This window comes from Belnapia mucosa (assembly GCF_016775475.1).
GTDB classification, from domain to species: Bacteria; Pseudomonadota; Alphaproteobacteria; order Acetobacterales; family Acetobacteraceae; genus Belnapia; species Belnapia mucosa.
Window position 1 is genome coordinate 391248 of record NZ_JAEUXJ010000002.1, and the last position, 17121, is coordinate 408368.

The 17121-nt window shown below is 72.8% G+C and carries 12 protein-coding genes; 5 read left to right on the plus strand and 7 right to left on the minus strand.

What is annotated here, in order from left to right; all coding sequences use genetic code 11:
• The first annotated feature begins 1 nt into the window (after position 1).
• On the plus strand, positions 2–1006 hold the full coding sequence (locus tag JMJ55_RS06500; RefSeq protein ID WP_202824699.1) for an NADPH:quinone oxidoreductase family protein: 1005 nt from the start codon (positions 2–4) through the stop codon (positions 1004–1006).
• 9 nt (positions 1007–1015) lie between these two features.
• Positions 1016–2458 (plus strand): MDR family MFS transporter, encoded by a 1443-nt coding sequence (locus JMJ55_RS06505; protein ID WP_202824700.1) that lies wholly within the window; start codon positions 1016–1018, stop codon positions 2456–2458.
• 10 nt (positions 2459–2468) lie between these two features.
• Here the strand turns inward: JMJ55_RS06505 and JMJ55_RS06510 are convergent, their stop codons facing one another.
• From JMJ55_RS06510 to JMJ55_RS06520, 3 genes are read right to left on the minus strand one after another with little or no spacing between them, the layout of a single operon-like run.
• Entirely contained in the window at positions 2469–2801 is a 333-nt protein-coding gene (locus JMJ55_RS06510) for a DHCW motif cupin fold protein (RefSeq protein ID WP_202824701.1), read from the minus strand.
• Positions 2798–5890, minus strand: a complete 3093-nt coding sequence (locus JMJ55_RS06515) for an efflux RND transporter permease subunit (RefSeq protein WP_202824702.1) — start codon at positions 5888–5890, stop codon at positions 2798–2800. The genes JMJ55_RS06510 and JMJ55_RS06515 overlap by 4 nt, the downstream gene beginning before the upstream one ends.
• Before the next feature lie 21 nt (positions 5891–5911).
• On the minus strand, positions 5912–7051 hold the full coding sequence (locus JMJ55_RS06520) for an efflux RND transporter periplasmic adaptor subunit (RefSeq protein WP_202824703.1): 1140 nt from the start codon (positions 7049–7051) through the stop codon (positions 5912–5914).
• Positions 7052–7346: 295 nt separating this feature from the next.
• Between JMJ55_RS06520 and JMJ55_RS06525 the strand changes: the two genes are divergently transcribed.
• Genes JMJ55_RS06525 through JMJ55_RS06535 form a run of 3 tightly spaced genes read left to right on the plus strand, consistent with a single transcriptional unit; the run spans position 7347 to position 15051 of the window.
• On the plus strand, positions 7347–12449 hold the full coding sequence (locus JMJ55_RS06525) for an alpha-2-macroglobulin family protein (protein WP_202824704.1): 5103 nt from the start codon (positions 7347–7349) through the stop codon (positions 12447–12449).
• Positions 12449–14560 carry a penicillin-binding protein 1C gene (gene pbpC / locus JMJ55_RS06530; protein ID WP_202824705.1) on the plus strand — a complete coding sequence of 704 codons (2112 nt, stop codon included), beginning with the start codon at positions 12449–12451 and terminating at the stop codon, positions 14558–14560. Before JMJ55_RS06525 ends, pbpC begins: the two co-directional genes overlap by 1 nt.
• Positions 14557–15051: a YaiI/YqxD family protein gene (locus JMJ55_RS06535; protein ID WP_202824706.1), complete on the plus strand. Its 495-nt coding sequence runs from the start codon at positions 14557–14559 to the stop codon at positions 15049–15051. The genes pbpC and JMJ55_RS06535 overlap by 4 nt, the downstream gene beginning before the upstream one ends.
• 2 nt (positions 15052–15053) lie before the next feature.
• On the opposite strand, the gene JMJ55_RS06540 is transcribed toward JMJ55_RS06535, so the two are convergent.
• The 4 genes from JMJ55_RS06540 to JMJ55_RS06555 all read right to left on the minus strand — a co-directional run bounded on the left by JMJ55_RS06540 (position 15054) and on the right by JMJ55_RS06555 (position 17033).
• The gene (locus JMJ55_RS06540; RefSeq protein WP_202824707.1) at positions 15054–15323 is read right to left on the minus strand and encodes a hypothetical protein; all 270 of its coding nucleotides are present in this window, start codon (positions 15321–15323) and stop codon (positions 15054–15056) included.
• 44 nt (positions 15324–15367) lie between these two features.
• Entirely contained in the window at positions 15368–15736 is a 369-nt protein-coding gene (locus tag JMJ55_RS06545; protein ID WP_202824708.1) for a hypothetical protein, read from the minus strand.
• Positions 15733–16341 carry an RluA family pseudouridine synthase gene (locus JMJ55_RS06550; RefSeq protein ID WP_328702588.1) on the minus strand — a complete coding sequence of 203 codons (609 nt, stop codon included), beginning with the start codon at positions 16339–16341 and terminating at the stop codon, positions 15733–15735. The genes JMJ55_RS06545 and JMJ55_RS06550 overlap by 4 nt, the downstream gene beginning before the upstream one ends.
• A 131-nt stretch (positions 16342–16472) precedes the next feature.
• The gene (locus JMJ55_RS06555) at positions 16473–17033 is read right to left on the minus strand and encodes a hypothetical protein (protein ID WP_202824709.1); all 561 of its coding nucleotides are present in this window, start codon (positions 17031–17033) and stop codon (positions 16473–16475) included.
• Between the last annotated feature and the right edge of the window lie 88 nt (positions 17034–17121).

Here is a 17121-nt window from a genome sequence, read left to right on the forward strand (position 1 = left end):
CATGCGCGCCATCGTCTGCGACTCCTGGCGGGAATTCGATGCGCTGGAGCTGAAGGACATTCCTCCGCCGCCGATGCGCCCGGGCGGTGTCCGCATCCGGGTCGAGGCGGCCGGCGTCTCCTTCGCAACGCAGCTCGTCGTCGCCGGGAAATACCAGCGCAAGCCGCCGCTGCCCTTCACCCCGGGGACGGAGGTCGCCGGCACGGTGATCGAAAGCGCGCCGGACGTCGCCGATCCGCTGCCGCCCGGCACCCGCGTCTTCGCCGTGCTCGACTGGGGCGGGATGGCGGAGGAGGCGGTGGCGGATGCCATCCATGTGGTGGCCATCCCGGACGGGCTGCCGCTGGAAGCCGCGGTCGCCCTGCCGATCAGCTACCCGACCGCCGGTGCGGCGCTGCTCTGGCGGGCGCGGCTGGCCCCAGGGCAGTGGGTTCTGGTCCATGGCGCGGCGGCCGGGGTTGGGCTGGCGGGGGTGGAGATCGCCCGCGCCCTCGGCGCCCGGGTCATCGCCCGTTGCGGCGCGGCCAAGCGCGGCGTGCCGCTCTCACGCGGGGCGGATCTCGTGCTCGACAGCGCCGAGCCCTTCCGCGACGCGGTGCGGGAGGCAACCGGCGGCGTCGGCGTCGCCGCCGTGCTGGATACGCTGGGCGGGCCGGTCTTCGACGAGAATCTCCGCTGCCTCGGCGATGGCGGCATGCTGGTGACCATCGGCTTCGCCGCCGGCGGCATCCCGACCCTGCCGATCAACCTGCTGCTGCTGAAGAACATCGCGGTCGCCGGGCTGAATTGGGGCAGCTATGTCGGCTGGTCGCCGGGCGACAACCGCCAGCTCCATGCGCCGCGCGCCCGCGCGCTCTGGACCCAGCTGGTGCAGTGGTGGGCCGAGGGCGCGCTCCGGCCGGAGGTCCATGCCGGCTTCCCGCTGGCGCGATTCCGCGAGGCGATGGCCGAGGTGAGCAGCCGCCGCGCCAGCGGCCGGGTGGTGCTGCGGCCGGGCGAGGCGTAGCCTGCCTGGATGAGCGAGACCAGCGCGCCGACCGCCAAGCCCGACCCGCGCCTCACCGCCGCCATCGTCGCCAGCGCGCTCTTCATGCAGAACCTGGACAGCGCCGCGGTCACCACCGCGCTGCCCTCCATGGCGGCGGATATGGGGGTGGAGCCGGCGCGGCTCGGCGCCGCCATCACCTCCTATCTCGTGGCGCTCACGGTCTTCATCCCCGTCTCCGGCTGGGTGGCGGACCGGTTCGGGGCGAAGCGGGTCTTCATGGTGGCGATCGCCGTCTTCACCCTCGCTTCCGTCCTCTGCGGCCGGGCGACCGGCGTGCCGGAGATGATCGGCGCCCGCATCATCCAGGGCATCGGCGGCGCCATGATGGTGCCGGTCGCGCGCCTCCTCCTGCTCCGCCAGGTGCGGAAGGAGGAGATGCTGAGCGCCATGACCTGGCTGACCATGCCGGCCATGATCGGCCCGATCAGCGGCCCGCCCCTCGGCGGCTTCCTGACCGATGCCTTCGGATGGCAATCGGTCTTCCTCATCAATGTCCCGATCGGCGTGCTGGGGCTGGCGCTGGTGGCCTGGAAGATTCCGGACGTGCCGCCCGGCGATCCCGGCCCGCCGGACGTGGTCGGGCTGATGCTGATCGGCCTCGCCCTCGCCCTTTTTATGTTCGGGCTGGAGACGGTCGGGCGGCAGGTGGTGCCGGATGGCCTGCCGGAGGCCGGGCTGGTGCTGGGGCTGATGTTCGGCTGGGCCGCCATCCGCCATTGCCGGCAGGCGGCGCGGCCGGCGCTCGACCTTTCCCTGCTGCAGATCCGCACCTTCAACCAGGGGACGCTCGCCGGCAGCCTGTTCCGGATCGGCGCCGGGGCCACGCCCTTCCTGGTGCCGATGCTGCTGCAGGTGGGCTTCGGCAAGACCGCCTCGGCGGCCGGCCTCGTCTCCTTCGCCACGGCGCTCGGGGCGCTGGCGATGAAGCCGCTGACCCGGCCGATCCTGCGGCGCTTCGGCTTCCGCACGGTGCTGATCGGCACCTCGGTGCTGGCGGCGGCGGGGGTTGCGGTCTGCGCCCTCTTCACCCCATCCTGGCCGCTCTCGGTGATCTTCCTGCTGCTGGCGCTGGGCGGGCTGTTCCGCAGCCTGCAATTCACCGCGCTCAACACGCTGTCCTTCGCCGACATCCCCACCACGCGGCTTTCGGCCGCGACCAGCTTCTCCGGGACGGTGCAGCAATTGGCGCCGGCGCTCGGGGTGGTGCTGGCGACGACCAGCCTCGAGGCCAGCAAGGCGCTGGGCGGGCACCATCTGGCAACGGTGCCGGATTTCGCCGTGGCCTTCGTGGTGGCGGCGCTGGTGGTGCTCGCCTCCTGCCCCTTCTTCCTGCGGCTGTCGCCGGATGCGGGGGAGGAGGTCAGCGGCCATCACCTCGTGGCCGGGCGGCGCCGCGCCCCGGCGGAGTGACGCCTCCGCCTCAGTCGACGATGAAGAGCTTCGCCCCGGTGCGGGTCGAGGAGCGGTGCGGCGCATCGCCGAAATCGGAGACCTGGTAGCTCATCCCCGGCCGCAGGGTGAAGCGGCGGCCATCCTTCAGCTCCGTCTCCAGCTCGCCCTCCAGCACCAGCAGGACATGGCCGCGGTCGCACCAGTGGTCGGCCAGGTAGCCGGGCGAATACTCGACCTGCCGCACCCGGAGATCGCCGATGTCGAGGGTGCGCCAGATCGCCTCCCCGGTCTCGCCGGGATGGCGGGTCTCGGCCACCGCCGACCAGTCGGTGACGGTGAAGGGGAGGGTGGGGATCTTCATTCGGCGGGCGCCGCCTGGGGCGCAACCCGGCCGCGGCCGAAGCTCAGCCGCCGCGCCAGCCCGTCGAAGCCGAGATAGAGCACCGGCGTCACGAACAGCGTCAGCACCTGGGAGACGGCGAGGCCGCCGACCACGGCGAGGCCGAGCGGCTGGCGCAGTTCCGCCGCCGCGCCCCAGCCGGCGGCGATCGGCACCGCGCCGGCGCCGGCCGCCAGCGTCGTCATCAGGATCGGGCGGAACCGCACCAGGCAGGCCTCCCGCACCGCATCGAAGGCGGGCACGCCGGATCGCTGTCGTTGCAGGGCGACGTCCACGATCATGATGGCGTTCTTCTTCACCAGGCCGATCAGCAGCAGCACGCCGATCACCGCGATGACCGAGAGGTCGAGTCCGAAGGCATAGAGGGTGAGGAAGGCGCCCAGCGCCGCCGCCGGCAGGCCGGAGAGGATGGTCAGCGGGTGGATCAGGCTCTCATACAGCACGCCCAGCACCAGGTAGACGATGGCAATGGCGGCCAGCACCAGCGCGCCCTGGCCAGCCAGCGCCTGCTGGAAAACCTGCGCGGCGCCGCTGAAGCCGGTGACGATGGTGGGCGGCAGGCCGAGCTCCCGCTCCACCGCGCGAATGGCGTTCACCGCATCGCCCAGCGCCACGCCGGGCGGGGTGTTGAAGCCGATCACCACTGCCGGGAGCTGGCCCTGGTGGGAGACGTTCAGCGGGCCCGATTTCCGCTCGATGCTGGCAACCGCCGAGAGCGGCACCAGCCGGCCGGTATTGGAGCGGATATAGAGCTTGGCGAGGCCGGTCTCGTCCCGCTGGTCCTCCGGCAGCGCCTCCAGGATGATCTGGTAGGCATTGGCCTGGCCGTAGAGGGTCGAGATCTGCCGCGTCCCGAAGGCGGAGAACAGCGCCTGCCGCACCGCATCGACCGAGACGCCGAGCGAGGTGGCGCGGTCGCGGTTGACGTTCACCTGCACCACCGGGCTGTCGATCTGCAGGTCGGTGTTCACGTCCTGCAACTGCGGCAGCTTGGTCAGCTGCTGCTCCATCCGCTGTGCCCAGTCATAGAGCTCATCCAGCCGGAGGCCCTGGAGCGAGTAGAGATAGAGGGTGCGGGTCTGGCGGGAGCCGAAATTGAGGTTCTGGATCGGCGAGATGAAGACGCGGAGGCCGGGGATCTGGCTGGTCTCCCGCCGCAGCTGCTGGATGACCGGGACGATCCCCGGCCGCTCATCGGCCGGCTTCAGCTCGACGAAGAGGCGGCCCTGATTGATCGAGATGGACCCGCCGGTCGCGCCGATATTGGAGACGACATTGGCGACCGCGGGGTTCTGCCGCAGCTTCCGCGAGAGCTCGTTCTGCCGCTCCACCATGGCGGCGTAGGAGGCGCCGCGCGGGCCTTCGGTATTGATGGCCAGCAGCCCGGTATCCTCGATCGGGAAGAAGCCCTTCGGGATGATCACCGCCATGTAGCCGGCGGCGCCGAGCGAGGCGAAGAAGGCGATCCAGACCAGGAAGCGGAAGCGCAGGGCGAAATCCAGCATCGCGCCGTAGGACCGCTCGATGAAGCTCAGCATCCGCTCCAGCACCCGCTCCACCAGGCCGGGATGCGAATGCGCCGGCAGGCGGGAGGACATCAGCGGGGTGAGGGTGAGCGAGACGATGCAGGAAGCGATCACCGCGAGCGAGACGGTCGCCGCGAAGGCATTGAAGACGCGTCCCACCACGCCGCCCATCAGCAGGATCGGCAGGAAGACCGCGACCAGCGAGAGGGTGATCGAGAGGACGGTGAAGCCGATCTCGCGCGAGCCCTTGATGGCGGCCGGGATGGGCGCCATCCCCTCCTCGATATGCCGCATGATGGCTTCGAGCACGACGATGGCATCGTCCACGACAAGGCCGACCGCGATGGTCAGCCCCAGCAGCGTCACGTTGTCGATGCCGTAGCCCATTACATACATCAGCCCGAAGGCAACGCAGAGGCTGATCGGCACCGCGATGGTCGGGATCAGCGTGGCGCTGAGCTTGCGGAGGAAGATGAAGCAGACCAGCACCACCAGCCCGATGGCGATGGCGAGGCTTTCCTGCACGTCATGCACCGCGGACCGGATCGAGAGCGAGCGGTCCAGCATGATGTTGATCTTCGCCCCCGGCGGCAGCGCCGCCTCCAGCGCCGGGAGGCTGGCCTTCACCCCATCCACCACATCGACGGTATTGGCATCCGGCTGCCGGAGCACGGCCAGCACCAGGGCGCGGTCGTCATTGCGCCAGGCGGCGATCCGCTCATTCGCCACGCCGTCCACGACCTGGGCGATCTCGTTGAGGCGGACCGGGGAATTGGGCTTGCCGGCGACGACGAGGTTGCCGAAGGCCGCCGCATCCTGCGGCTGGTCATTGGCGCGGAGGGTGAGCTGCTGCCGCTGGCCGTTCATCAGCCCGACCGGGGTCGCCGAATTCGCCTGGGCAATGGCCTGCTGCATGGTGTCGAAGGCAAGGCCCATGGCGGCGATGCGGTCGGGATCCAGCCGGACCCGCACGGCATAGAGCTGCTCGCCATAGGTCTGCACCTGCGCCACGCCGGGCACGCGGGACAGCGCCGGGCTGATGATCGTGCTGACCAGGTCATTGAGGTAGTAGAGCGGCTTGTCGCCGCCCGAGACGGTCAGCAGCACCACCGGCGCATCGGCCGGGTTCACCTTGCGGTAATTGGGCGGCACCAGCATGTCCACCGGCAGCCGCCGCTGGGCGCGCGTGAGCGCCGCCTGCACATCCTGCGCCGCCGCGTCGATATTCTTCGACAGCACGAACTGGACCGTGATCTGCGAGGTGTCCTGCCCGTTGATCGAGCTCATGGAATCGACGCCGGCGATGGTCGACAGCTCTCGCTCGATCGGCAGGGCGACGCTGGTGGCCATGGTCTCCGGGCTGGCGCCGGGGAAATTGGCGAAGATGGTGATGACGGGGAAATCGACCCGCGGCACGGCGGCGACCGGCAGCCGCGTATAGGCGATGATGCCGGCGATGATCGCCGCGAGCGACAGAAGCCCGGTCATCACCGGACGGCGGATGCAGAGTTCGGAGATGTTCATCCTGGCCGATACCCCTGCCGCTTACTGGATGCTCGAGACGCGCTGCGGCGCCGAATTGCGCTCGACCGCCCGCGTCCCCTCGGTGACGCGCTGAGCGCCATCGACGATGACCTTTTCGCCCGGCTGGAGTTCGCCGATGACGACGGCACGGTCGCCGGCGACCCGGACCAGCTCCACATTGCGGCGCCGGGCGGTGTTGTCGGGGGCGAGGACGAAGACGAAGCGGCCGGTCTGGCCGGTCTGCACCGCCGGGCCGGCGACGGTGATGGCATTCTCGTCCACCCGCGGCGCCAGCCTCACCTGGACATATTGCCCCGGCCAGAGCCGGAATTCCGGATTGGTGAAGCGCGCCTTCAGCAGGATGGTGCCGGTCGTGGTATCGACCGCGCTGTCGACGAAGACCAAGGTGCCTTCGGCCGGCGCCTCGGTCTCGCCCTCGGCGCGGACGGTGACCTTGGGCGGGTCGCGATACATCGCGGCGCGCAGTTCCGGCAGCCAGCGCTCGGGGATGGCGAACTGGACCAGGATGGGGTCCATCTGGGTCAGCGTCGTGATGGCGGTGTTTTCCGCCTGGCGGACGAAATTGCCGGCGCGCAGCGGGATGGCGCCCAGCCTTCCGTCCATCTCGGCGGTGATGGTGGCGAATTCGATGCCGAGCTTGGTCTGCTGGATCAGCGCCTCGGTCGCGCGGGCATTGGCCGCCGCTGCCAGCGCATCCGCCTGGGCCTGCTCGAAGCGCTGCTGGGAGGCGAAGCTCTCGCCGCGCAGCGACTGGTAGCGCACCGCATCGGCCTGGGCGCGGGTCACCTGGGCGCGGTTGCTGGCGAGCTGCGCCTCCTGCTGCGCCAGCAGCGCCTGGGCGAGGCGGGAATCGAGGGTGAAAAGCGGCTGGCCGCGGCGGACAAGCTGGCCTTCGGTGACATGCACCCGCTCGATCTGCCCATCCACCCGGGTGCGGATGGTGACGACGGATTCCGAGGCAACGATGCCATTGGCCAGGATCTCGATCGGCACCGGGCCGACCCGGACGGGATCGGTGGTGACCGGGACGCCGCCTCCGCCGCCGCCCGGCGCCTGGGCGGATGCCGTCCCCGACAGGCCGAAGCCGATCAGGGCAACCAGGGCGATGGGCCGCAGGCGCGGCAGCAGGCGTCGCGTCATTCGTCTCGATCCCCGGGGCCGGTCCGGACCGGCCATGTCCACGCGCAGTGATACGGAGCCGGGCGGAAGAACCCACGAGGAGGCTGGCTGAAGGCCGGCCGCAGCGCCGGACCGATCGCCTGACCCCCGGTCCGGCATCTCAGTAATGCACCTTAGTAACGCCGATTTAGCAACACCCATGCCATGTGCCCATGCCATCGCACCTGCGCAAGGGTTCATTCCGGGTGCCGCCGTGATGTCCGCGCCGCTGCCGCCTGTGGCATGCTGCGGACAAACTCAGCCCGGGGGACGCCGCATGCGCCTGCTTCTTCTCCTTCTCGGCCTCCTCTGCCTCTCGTCTGGCCTCCGCGCCCAGGGCTTCGATCTGCCGGGGGTTTCGGCCGATGCGGAGGCCTGGCAGCGGGAGCTGACCCGCCGCTTCCCGGCTGGGGCGACGCCGCAGCAGAAGACTGCCGCGGAACAGCGCGCCGCCCAGGCGGAGCGCACGGGCAATTGGGCCGCCGCCGCCCAGGCCTGGGAGGACCGGGTGGCCGGCGGCGATCCGAAGCCGGAACACTGGCTGTCCCTGGCCCGGGCGCATCTGCAGAAGACCCCACCCGACCTGAACCGCGCCCTCCAGGCCGCCTGGTTCAATTTTCAGTATGTCCCTGCCGGCGAGCCCGAGATTCCATCGCTCCTGCTCATGGCCGAGGCCCTGCAGCGGCTCGACCGGCCGGCGCAGCAGATCCAGGCCCTGAACGCGGTGCTCGAACGCGCGCCCGACAATCCCCGCTACCGCCAGATGCTGGCCGATGCGCGGCGCGCCGCCGGCCTGCTCGTCGCCCGCATCAATACCGAGCCGGAGGCGGAGCCGGCCCGTGCCTGCCTCGCCTTCACCGTCCCGCCCGCCCGCCGCACCGATTGGCAGCCGCAGGACTGGGTGCGAACCGAACCGGCGGTCAGTGGCCTGTCGGTGACGCGGGAGGGTGATCAGCTCTGCATCGCCGGTCTGCCGAATGGGGCGACCACGCGGGTGCTGCTGCGCGCCGGCCTGCCGGGCGAGGATGGGCAGCGCCTCAACCGCGACGCCCAGCTCCGCATCGCCATGCCCAACCGCGCGGCGAGCATCATCTTCGATTCCAGCGGCTTCCTGCTGCCGCGCGGCCAGGCGCCGCGGATCGGCTTCGCCACCATGAACCTCTCCGCCCTCGGCCTGCGGGTGGTGCGGGTGACCGAGCGCAACCTGGTGCCCTTCGGCCGGAACTGGAGCCCGGGCAGCGCCCTCGACAGCTGGACGGCCGACGAGATCCCCGAGACCTGGGGCCGCACCATCTGGGAAGGCCGGATCGAGCTGCCGCGCTTCGAGGCGAACCGCCTCCAGCGCCAGGTGATCCCACTGCCGGAGGCGCTGCGCGCGGCCGGCCCCGGCCTCTATGCCCTGGTGGTGAAGCCGGCGGATGGCGCCCGCGCCCGGGCTGCCGCGCTGCCGATCATGGTGACCGATCTCGGCCTGACCGCCTGGCGCAGCCCGCAGGGGCTGGCGACGCAGTTGCGGGCGCTCGGGGCCGGGCGGCCGGTGACCGGCTCGCAGGTCCGGCTGATGGCCAGCAACAACGACATCCTGGCCGAAGCCGAGACCGGGGCGGATGGCCTCGTCCGCTTCGCCGCGCCACTGCTGCGCGGGCAGGGGCCGATGGCGCCGAAGGCGATCCAGGCCATGCTCGGCGACGACCTCGTCCAGCTCGACCTCGACAGCGCCGCCTTCGACCTCTCCGACCGCGGCGCCACGGGGGCCGAGCATCCCGGCGCCATCGACGCCTTCGCCTGGCTGGACCGCGGCATCTACCGCCCGGGCGAGACGGTGCAGGCCGCGGCGTTGCTGCGCGATGGCGGCGGCGCCCCGCTCGACATCCCGGCGCGCTTCCGCCTCCGCCGCCCCAATGGCAGCGTCTATGCCGAGGCGGTGCCGGCCCGGACGTCGGGCGCCGCCATCCTCTGGCCCATCCCGATCGGCAGCAGCGCCCCGGCCGGCGTCTGGACGCTGGAGGTGCTGGCCGACCCCAACGACCCGCCGGTCGGCAAGGTGGAGTTCCGGGTCGATGCCTTCGTCCCCGAACGCCTGGAGGTGAAGGCCGGCCCCGCGCCCGGCCCCCTCGTGCCGGGCCAGGTTCTGAACCTGCCCGTCAATGCCCGATTTCTCTATGGCGCCCCGGCCGCCGGCCTGACCGGCAGTGCGGAGCTGCGGCTGGAGGCGCTGCGCTCGCCCTTCCCGCAGCACAAGGACTACCTCTTCGGCCTGGTAGACGAGGCTTTCGCGCCCGACCTCATCCCCTTCGATATCGAGGCGCTGGATGACCAGGGCCGCGGCAGCCTCGCCCTGTCGCTGCCGCGCGCGCCCGACACCACGCGGCCGCTCCAGGCCGAACTTGCCATCTCCATCGATGAGCCGGGCGGACGGTCCTCGCGCACCTCGCTCACCCTCCCTGTGCGGACGGGCGGGCGGATGATCGGGGTCAGGCCCCTCTTCGCCGACCTCGCCATCGATGCGGGAGCGGAGGCGGGGTTCGAGGTCCTCGCCCTCGATGCCGATGCGAAGCCGGTCGCCGCCCGGCTGCGGGCGCGGCTGGTGCGGGAGAGGCCGGAATGGCGCATCGTCAGCCGCGGCGGGACCCCGCGCTATGAGACGGTCTGGCGGGACGAGGCGGTGGACAGCACCGATCTCGCCGTGCCTGCCAATGGCCCCGCCCGCTTCGCCCGCCGGCTGCCCTTCGGCCGCTACCGGCTGGAGGTCTCCGATCCCGGCGGCATGGCGATCACCTCGCTCCGCTTCCGCTCCGGCTGGGCCGGGGGCGAGACGCCGGAAGTGCCGGACAAGGTGGATGTCGCCGCCGACCGCCGCGCCTATGCGCCGGGCGAGACCGCGCGCATCCGCATCACCCCGCCCTTTTCCGGCCCCGCCAGCCTCGCGGTGCTGACCGATCGGCTGGTCACGCTCCGCGAGATCGAGGTCGCCGAGGGCGGGACGGAGGTGGAGGTGCCGGTCGATGCCGCCTGGGGCGCCGGCGCCTATGTCACCGTCACCGCCTTCCGCCCGGGCGAAAGCCGCCAGGGACAGCCGGGACGGGCGCTCGGCCTCGCCTGGGTGCAGGTCGATCCCGGCTCGCGCCGGATCGAGGTCTCGATCGGCACGCCGGAGCGGATCACGCCGCGCCAGAGCCTCGCCATCCCGATCAAGCTGGCCAATGCCGGGGAGGGCGCCATGTTGACCCTCGCCGCGGTGGATGAGGGCATCCTGCGCCTGACCCGCTTCGCCAGCCCGGACCCGGTCCCGCATTTCATGGGCCGCCGGCGCCTCGCGGTCGATATCCGCGACGATTACGGCCGGCTGATCCCGCCGCCTGAGGGCGAGCTCGCCGTGCTGCGCCAGGGCGGCGACGAATTCTCGGTCGGCGCCATCGAGATTCCGCAGCGCACCGTCGCGCTCTTCTCCGGACCCGTCGCGGTGGCGCCGGACGGCACTGCGACCGTGACCCTCGACATCCCCGATTTCGCCGGGGAGCTGCGGCTGATGGCCGTCGCCTGGGCCGGCAACCGCATCGGCGCCGGCAGCAAGCCGATCACCGTGCGCGACCCGGTCATCGCCGAGGCGCTGCTGCCCCGCTTCCTCGCCCCGGGCGACGAGGCGCGGCTGCCCGTGCTGCTCAGCAATCTCGACCTGCCGGAGGGCGAGGTCACCGCGACCCTTACGGCCGAGGGCGCCATCGCCCTGGCCGGCCCGGACAAGGTTACCGCCCGGCTCGCGCCCAATGCGCGGGCGCTGCCGGTGAGCACCCTGCGTGCGACGGCGGCGGGGCAGGGGGTGCTGCGGTTGACCGTCGCCGGGCCGGGCGGCTTCACCGCCAGCCGCGAATCCCGCATCACCATCCGCTCCTCCCGCCCCGTCACCACCGAGGTCGCGGCGCAGGAGATTCCGGCCGGGCAGGAACGCCCGCTGGCGCTGGCCGCCGAACGCTGGCTGGCCGGCACCTGGCGCGCCGCGGCGAGCTTCGGTGGCCCGACCCGCTACGATGCCGGCGGCATGCTGAAGCTGCTGGAGAGCTACCCCTTCGCCTGTCTCGAGCAATCCTCCTCCCAGCTCCTCGCCTTCGCCGCCGGTCCGGTGGACGGGCTGGCGGGGGAGGAGCGGGCGGCCCGGCTCCAGCGCGCCGTCGAATGGGTGCTGAACAAGCAGCGCTATGACGGCGGCTTCGGCCTCTGGTCCGCCCAGGGCGAGATCCAGTACTGGACCGGCGCCTATGCGACGGAGGCCCTGCTGCGCGCCCGCGCCGCCGGCGCCGCCGTGCCGGAGGCAGCACTGGAGGATGCGCTGAAGGCCATCGCCGAACAGGCCGAGGACATCTCGACCACCACGCCGGAGGAGCGGGCGGCTCAGGCCTATCGCCTGCATGTGCTCTCGCTCGCCGGTCGGCCGCGGCTCGGCGCGGCGCGGCGGCTGCTGGAGGAACTGGACCAGCTCCCGACCCCGCTCAGCAAGGCCCAGCTCGGCGCCGCCTTCGCCCGCACCGGCGACCGGCCGCGGGCCGAGGCCGCCTTCGCCGCGGCGCTCGCCGCCCCGGCCCGGCGGTCCTGGATGTACGACTATGGCTCGGCGGCGCGGGATTCGCTGGCCGTTGCCGCGTTGCTGAAGGAAAGCGGGCTGCTGCCCGAGCGGCTCTCGTCCCTGCAGGCGGTGCTGCCGGGGCCGGAGCTGACGCCGCAATCGGCCAATACCCAGGAACAGGCCTGGGGCGTGATCGCCGCCACCGTGCTCGGCCGGGATGGCCGGCCGGTCCGGGTCGCGGTGAACGGCACGCCGCAGGCGCCGGCGCCGATCCTCGCCGTCTCGCTCACCGGGCCGGGTGTGGCGCGGAACCTCTCGGACACGCCGGTCTGGGCCAGCACCTCCGTCACCGGCATCCCGGCCCAGCCGGCGCCGGGCGGGCGGGCGGGGATGCGCATCGCCCGCCGCTTCTTCGACCTCTCGGGCCAGCCGCTCAACCTCGACACGCTGAAGCAGAACACGGTCTTCGTCCTGCTGCTGGAAGGGAAGGCGGAGACGCGGGAGGCACACCGGGCCATCCTGCAACAGGGGCTGCCGGCGGGCTGGGAGATTGTCGGCCGCCTCTCCGCCGGCGAGGTGGCGGGCATGCCCTGGCTCGGCACCCTGACCGAGACGGCGGCGACGCCGGCGCTGGATGACCGGCTGGCCGCCGCGCTCGACCTGACGCCGGAGGCGCCCGACTTCCGCATCGCCGTCCGCCTCCGCGCCGTCACCGCCGGACGGTTCGAACTGCCCGGCGCCCAGGTCGAGGACATGTATCGGCCGCAGGTCTTCGCCCGGCAGAATACCGGGCGGATCATGGTGCTGCCGGCGGAGTGATGCGCCGGCTGTCAGGGCATGCCCGCGAAGGGCTGCGGCGCGTCTCGGCGGGTCTTGCCCGCCCTGGCGGCGTCCGCGGACTTGCCGATGCAACCAGCATCGGCTGCGCCCGCGTCCTGGCCAGGACGAACAATCCCTCGCCGATCCATCGCCGGTCCCTTCGCAGACATGCCCTTGCCGCGCTGGCGCTGCTGGCGGGCGGGGCCTGGGCGCTGGACCGGGCCCTGCCGCCCGACCTCTCCCGCCTGCAGGCGGTGGGGCAGGAGGTGCTGGCGCGCGATGGCCGAACCCTCTCGACCCTGCCGGCCTCGGGCGGGGTCTGGCGGCTGGCGACCGCTACCGAAGATGTCCCGCCGCATCTGATCGACCTGCTCATCACCGCCGAGGATCGCCGCTTCCGCTGGCATCCCGGCGTCGACCCGCTGGCCCTGGCGCGGGCCGCCTTCCAATGGGCTCGCGCGGGCCGCATCCTCTCCGGCGGCTCGACCCTGACCATGCAGGCGGCCCGGCTGCTGGAGCCGCGGCCGCGCACCCTGCGCAGCAAGGCGATCGAGATCCTCCGCGCCCTCCAGCTCGAAGCCCGCTACTCCAAGGACGAGGTCCTCGGCATCTGGCTCACCCTGGCGCCGATGGGCGGCAATATCGAGGGCGTCCGCGCCGGGGCGCTGGCCTGGTTCGGCCGCCCCTCGCTGCGGCTCGACCCCGCCGAGGCGGCGCTGCTGGTCGCCATCCCCCGAAGGCCGGAGGCAACCCGGCCGGACCGCCATCCGGAGCGCGCCCGCCTCGCCCGCAATGCGCTGCTGACGGCCCGCGCCGCCGGGGCGCCGGGCATCACCCCGGCCGATACCGAGTACGCGCTGACCGCCCCGGTCCCGGCCCGGCGCCAGCCCATGCCGCGCCTCGCGCCGCATCTGGCGCGCGAACTGGCCCGCGCCGACCCCGCCCGCCGTATCCCGAGCATGCTGGACCTGCCCTTGCAGCGGGCAGTGGAGGAAGTCGCAGCCACCGCCCTGGCCAGGCTGCCGGACCGCGCCTCCCTCGCCATCCTCGTCGCCGATGCGGAGGCGCATGAGATTCGCGCCCTCCACGGCGGCGCCTTCGGGGCGGAGGGGCGGGCCGGCGCGCTCGACCTCACCCGCGCCGTGCGCTCGCCCGGCTCGGCGCTGAAGCCGATGCTCTATGCCCTCGCCTTCGAGGCGGGGATCGCCGCGCCGGAGACGCTGCTCACCGACCTGCCGCGCCGCTTCGGCAGCTATGCGCCGGAGAATTTCGATGGCGGCTTCGCCGGCCGCATCACCGTCGCCGATGCGCTGCGGCATTCGCTGAACCTGCCCGCCGTGGCGCTGCTGGCCGAATTGGGGCCGCTCCGCTTCGCCTCGGCGCTGAAGGCCGGCGGGGCGCCGCCGCGGCTGCCGGCGGGGGCCGATCCCTCCCTGCCGCTGGCGCTGGGCGGGCTCGGCACCACGCTGCGGGAGATGGCGGGGCTCTATGCCGCGCTCGGCGGCGATGGGCAGGCGGTGCCGCTGCGGACCCAGCCCGGCCCCGACCCCAGCCCGCGCCGGGCCTTCGAGCCGCGCGCCGCGGGCCTCGCCGCCGCCATCCTGGTGAATCCCTTCCCGGGTGGCGGGCCGCAGGGCATCGCCTGGAAGACCGGGACGAGCTGGGGCGGGCGGGATGCCTGGGCCATGGGCGTCGATGCCCGGCATGTCGCCGGCATCTGGGTCGGCCGCCCGGACGGCACGCCGCTGCCGGGCGCGACCGGCGCGCGGACCGCGCTGCCGATCCTGGCCCGGATCTTCGAACGGCTGCCGCCCCATCCGCGGCCGGGCCTGCCGACCCGCGCCGCAGCGCCACCGATGGCCGAGGCGCTGGATCGCCTCCGCCTGACCTTCCCGCCGCCCGGCGCGGTGCTGGAGGAAGGGGGCGGCCATGTCACCCTCCGCGCCTCGGGCGGGCGGCGGCCCTTGACCTTCCTCATCGATGGTCGCCCTCTGCCCGCCGAGCCGGCCAAGCGGGAGGCGGCCTGGGTCCCCGAGGGGCCGGGCTTCTACCGCGTGACGGTGCTGGACGCGGCCGGTGCCGCGGCACGGGCGGAGGTGCGGGTCAGGTGACGACGTTGTTCATCGATGGCGATGCCTGCCCGGTGCGGGAGGAAGCCTTCCGCGTCGCCACGCGCCTGAACCTGCCGGTGAAGCTGGTGGCGAATGGCAGCCGCCCGGTGCGCCCGCCCGGCCTGCCGAATGTCGAGATGGTGCTGGTGCCCGAGGGCGCCGATGCCGCGGATGACTGGATCGCCGAGCGCGCCGCCCGCGGCGACGTCTGCATCACCGCCGATATCCCGCTCGCGGCGCGCTGCTTGGCGAAGGGGGCGCGGGCGCTGTCCTTCAAGGGCCGGCCCTGGACCACCGACAATATCGGCGGCGCGCTGGTTGGCCGGACCATCTCGCAGGGGATGCGCGATATGGGGCAGATGACCGGCGGGCCGGCCCCGCTGACCAAGGCCGACCGGTCCCGCTTCCTCGCCGCGCTGGATGCGGAGATCGCCGCCGCCCGGCGCGATTCGGCCACGCCGCCGCCGCGGGCCTGGGTGCCCTTCGAATAGGCTCAGCGCGGTTGGCGCGGCGGCGGAGTCTCGACATGCGGCGCCGGGATCGGCGTGCCGGGTGGGGCGAGCTGGCGCGAGAGGTCGTTCAGATCCCGCAGCTGCTGCCGGTCGCGCTCGGCGGCGGGACCCTCCTGCGGGCGTACCTCCCGCTCCACCTGGCCCGAGGGGAATTGTCGCCCGCCGAGAGTCGATGGCGGCGGCCGCGGCTGGTCCTGCGCCATCGCTGAACCGGCGAGGAGGGTGAGACCGAGAACCAGGACATGACGCATCGCGGGGCTCCTTCGCGGTGCCAACGCCATTTCGGGCTCCGCGTTCAGGAACAGCCCTGGCGGTCCAGCCTCTCCCGGGCCAGCCGGGCGGAGAAGCGGGCGCGGTCCATGCCGCGGCGAATCCGCTCCAGCTCCGCCGCGCCGCGCAATTCCTCGGCGAGGCCGGCGGCTTCGCGCGCCTGCCCGGCTGCCTGAGCGCAGCGGCAGCCGGTGAGCCAGGCGGCGGCTTCCGTCAGGCGGTCGGCGGCCTGGCCCGCAGCCTCGCGCCCGGCGAGCAGGGAAGGGGCCTCCGCCCCGGCCCGCAGCGGCGCCTCCGCCCCACGCAGCGCCTCGATCCCGAGGCCGAGGCCGCAGCCGCCCCGCTGTGCCGCGGCCGGCATGGCGGCCAGCAGCAGGATCAGCAGCGGGATCATGCCTGCCAGCCGCAGGCGCTGAGTGCCGCCCGCATATGCGGCGGCACCGGGGCGGTGGCGCTGACGGGCGGCTCCAGCGGCAGGGTGATGGCGCGGGCCAGCAGGTGCATCGGGCCATCCCCGCCGCCATAGCGGGCATCGCCCAGGATCGGGCAGCCGAGATGCGCGCAATGGACCCGGATCTGATGCGTCCGCCCGGTGCGCGGCCGGCATTCCAGCCAGGCGAGACCGGGACCGCGGCCCAGCACCCGCCATGCGGTCCGCGCCGGCTGCCCCGCCGGATCGACTGCCATCCACCAACCTTGCCGCGCCGTACTGCGCTTCAGGAGCGGCGCATCGACCTCGCCCGCCTCGGCCTCCGGCCCGCCGCGCACCACGGCCCAATAGGTCTTCCCGACGCGCCCCTCGGCAAAAAGGCCGCCCAGCATCGCCAGCGCCGGCTTGGTCCGGCCGAGGACGAGGCAGCCGGCGGTATCCGTATCCAGCCGATGCGCCGGCTGCGGCAGCCGGCGCTTGCCGAAGGCCAGGGCCGGCTGCCAATCCTCCAGCGAGGCGCCGCCGCGCGGGCCGGCATGCACCGGCAGGCCCGCCGGCTTGTCGAGGATGAGGAGACTGTCGTCGCGGTGGAGGAGCCGGCTGGCGGGATCGGCCGGCGCCGCGACGCGGTTCGTGCTGATGGGAAGGCGCTCCGGCTGCTGGCGCCCCTATATCACGGGACCGCAGCCGGGGTCCGGGGTCAGGTCACGGTCTCGACCGAGCCATCCAGCGCCATGATGCCGGTGACGACCTGGAGCGCCGGCTTGCGCCGCGCCACCTCGGCGCGGAAGGCCTTGAGCACCTCGGCATGGTTCGCGGTCTCGGCCGCAGGCGTCGCCACCGCGGCCTCGCCCAGGGCCAGCTTCGCCGCGCCGCAATCGCGATGCGACAGCGCCACGACGGCCTGGATGTTGTGCAGGGCGACGGTGATGTCGAGGTTGTCCCAGAAGGCCTGGTGCCAGGGGGCGAAGCGGGGATGCACGGCGCCGATCGGGCCGCCCGCGATCACGAACTGGCTGTAGCGGTCGCGCATATGCTTCTCGCCCATATAGCTGTAGCAGCCACTGGTGAAGCGTGGGTCGATGCAGTTCACCAGCATCGCTTCGTAATTGCCGCTGGCGGCGCGGGCGCCGCGCGGCAGGGCCGCGAGGGCCGTCAGCGCGCCGAGCCCGGCGAGCAGGCCACGGCGCTCGAGGCGCTTGGTGCAGCCGCAGGCGGCATGGTGGAGCGCATGCGGGGTGACGGCAGTGCAGCTGGGCATGGAGCATCCCTTAATCGATACGCCCATGATACACGCAAAATTGCGTTACTGCACGCTTAAGTGATGGGCCCGGCCACTGGGTGGCCAC

Coding starts and splice junctions, on each gene's coding strand:
- JMJ55_RS06500 (WP_202824699.1), top strand. CDS start 2: ATGCGCGCCATCGTCTGCGACTCCTGGCGGGAATTCGATGCGCTGGAG.
- JMJ55_RS06505 (WP_202824700.1), top strand. CDS start 1,016: ATGAGCGAGACCAGCGCGCCGACCGCCAAGCCCGACCCGCGCCTCACC.
- JMJ55_RS06510 (WP_202824701.1), bottom strand. CDS start 2,801: ATGAAGATCCCCACCCTCCCCTTCACCGTCACCGACTGGTCGGCGGTG.
- JMJ55_RS06515 (WP_202824702.1), bottom strand. CDS start 5,890: ATGAACATCTCCGAACTCTGCATCCGCCGTCCGGTGATGACCGGGCTT.
- JMJ55_RS06520 (WP_202824703.1), bottom strand. CDS start 7,051: ATGACGCGACGCCTGCTGCCGCGCCTGCGGCCCATCGCCCTGGTTGCC.
- JMJ55_RS06525 (WP_202824704.1), top strand. CDS start 7,347: ATGCGCCTGCTTCTTCTCCTTCTCGGCCTCCTCTGCCTCTCGTCTGGC.
- pbpC (WP_202824705.1), top strand. CDS start 12,449: ATGCGCCGGCTGTCAGGGCATGCCCGCGAAGGGCTGCGGCGCGTCTCG.
- JMJ55_RS06540 (WP_202824707.1), bottom strand. CDS start 15,323: ATGCGTCATGTCCTGGTTCTCGGTCTCACCCTCCTCGCCGGTTCAGCG.
- JMJ55_RS06545 (WP_202824708.1), bottom strand. CDS start 15,736: ATGATCCCGCTGCTGATCCTGCTGCTGGCCGCCATGCCGGCCGCGGCA.
- JMJ55_RS06555 (WP_202824709.1), bottom strand. CDS start 17,033: ATGCCCAGCTGCACTGCCGTCACCCCGCATGCGCTCCACCATGCCGCC.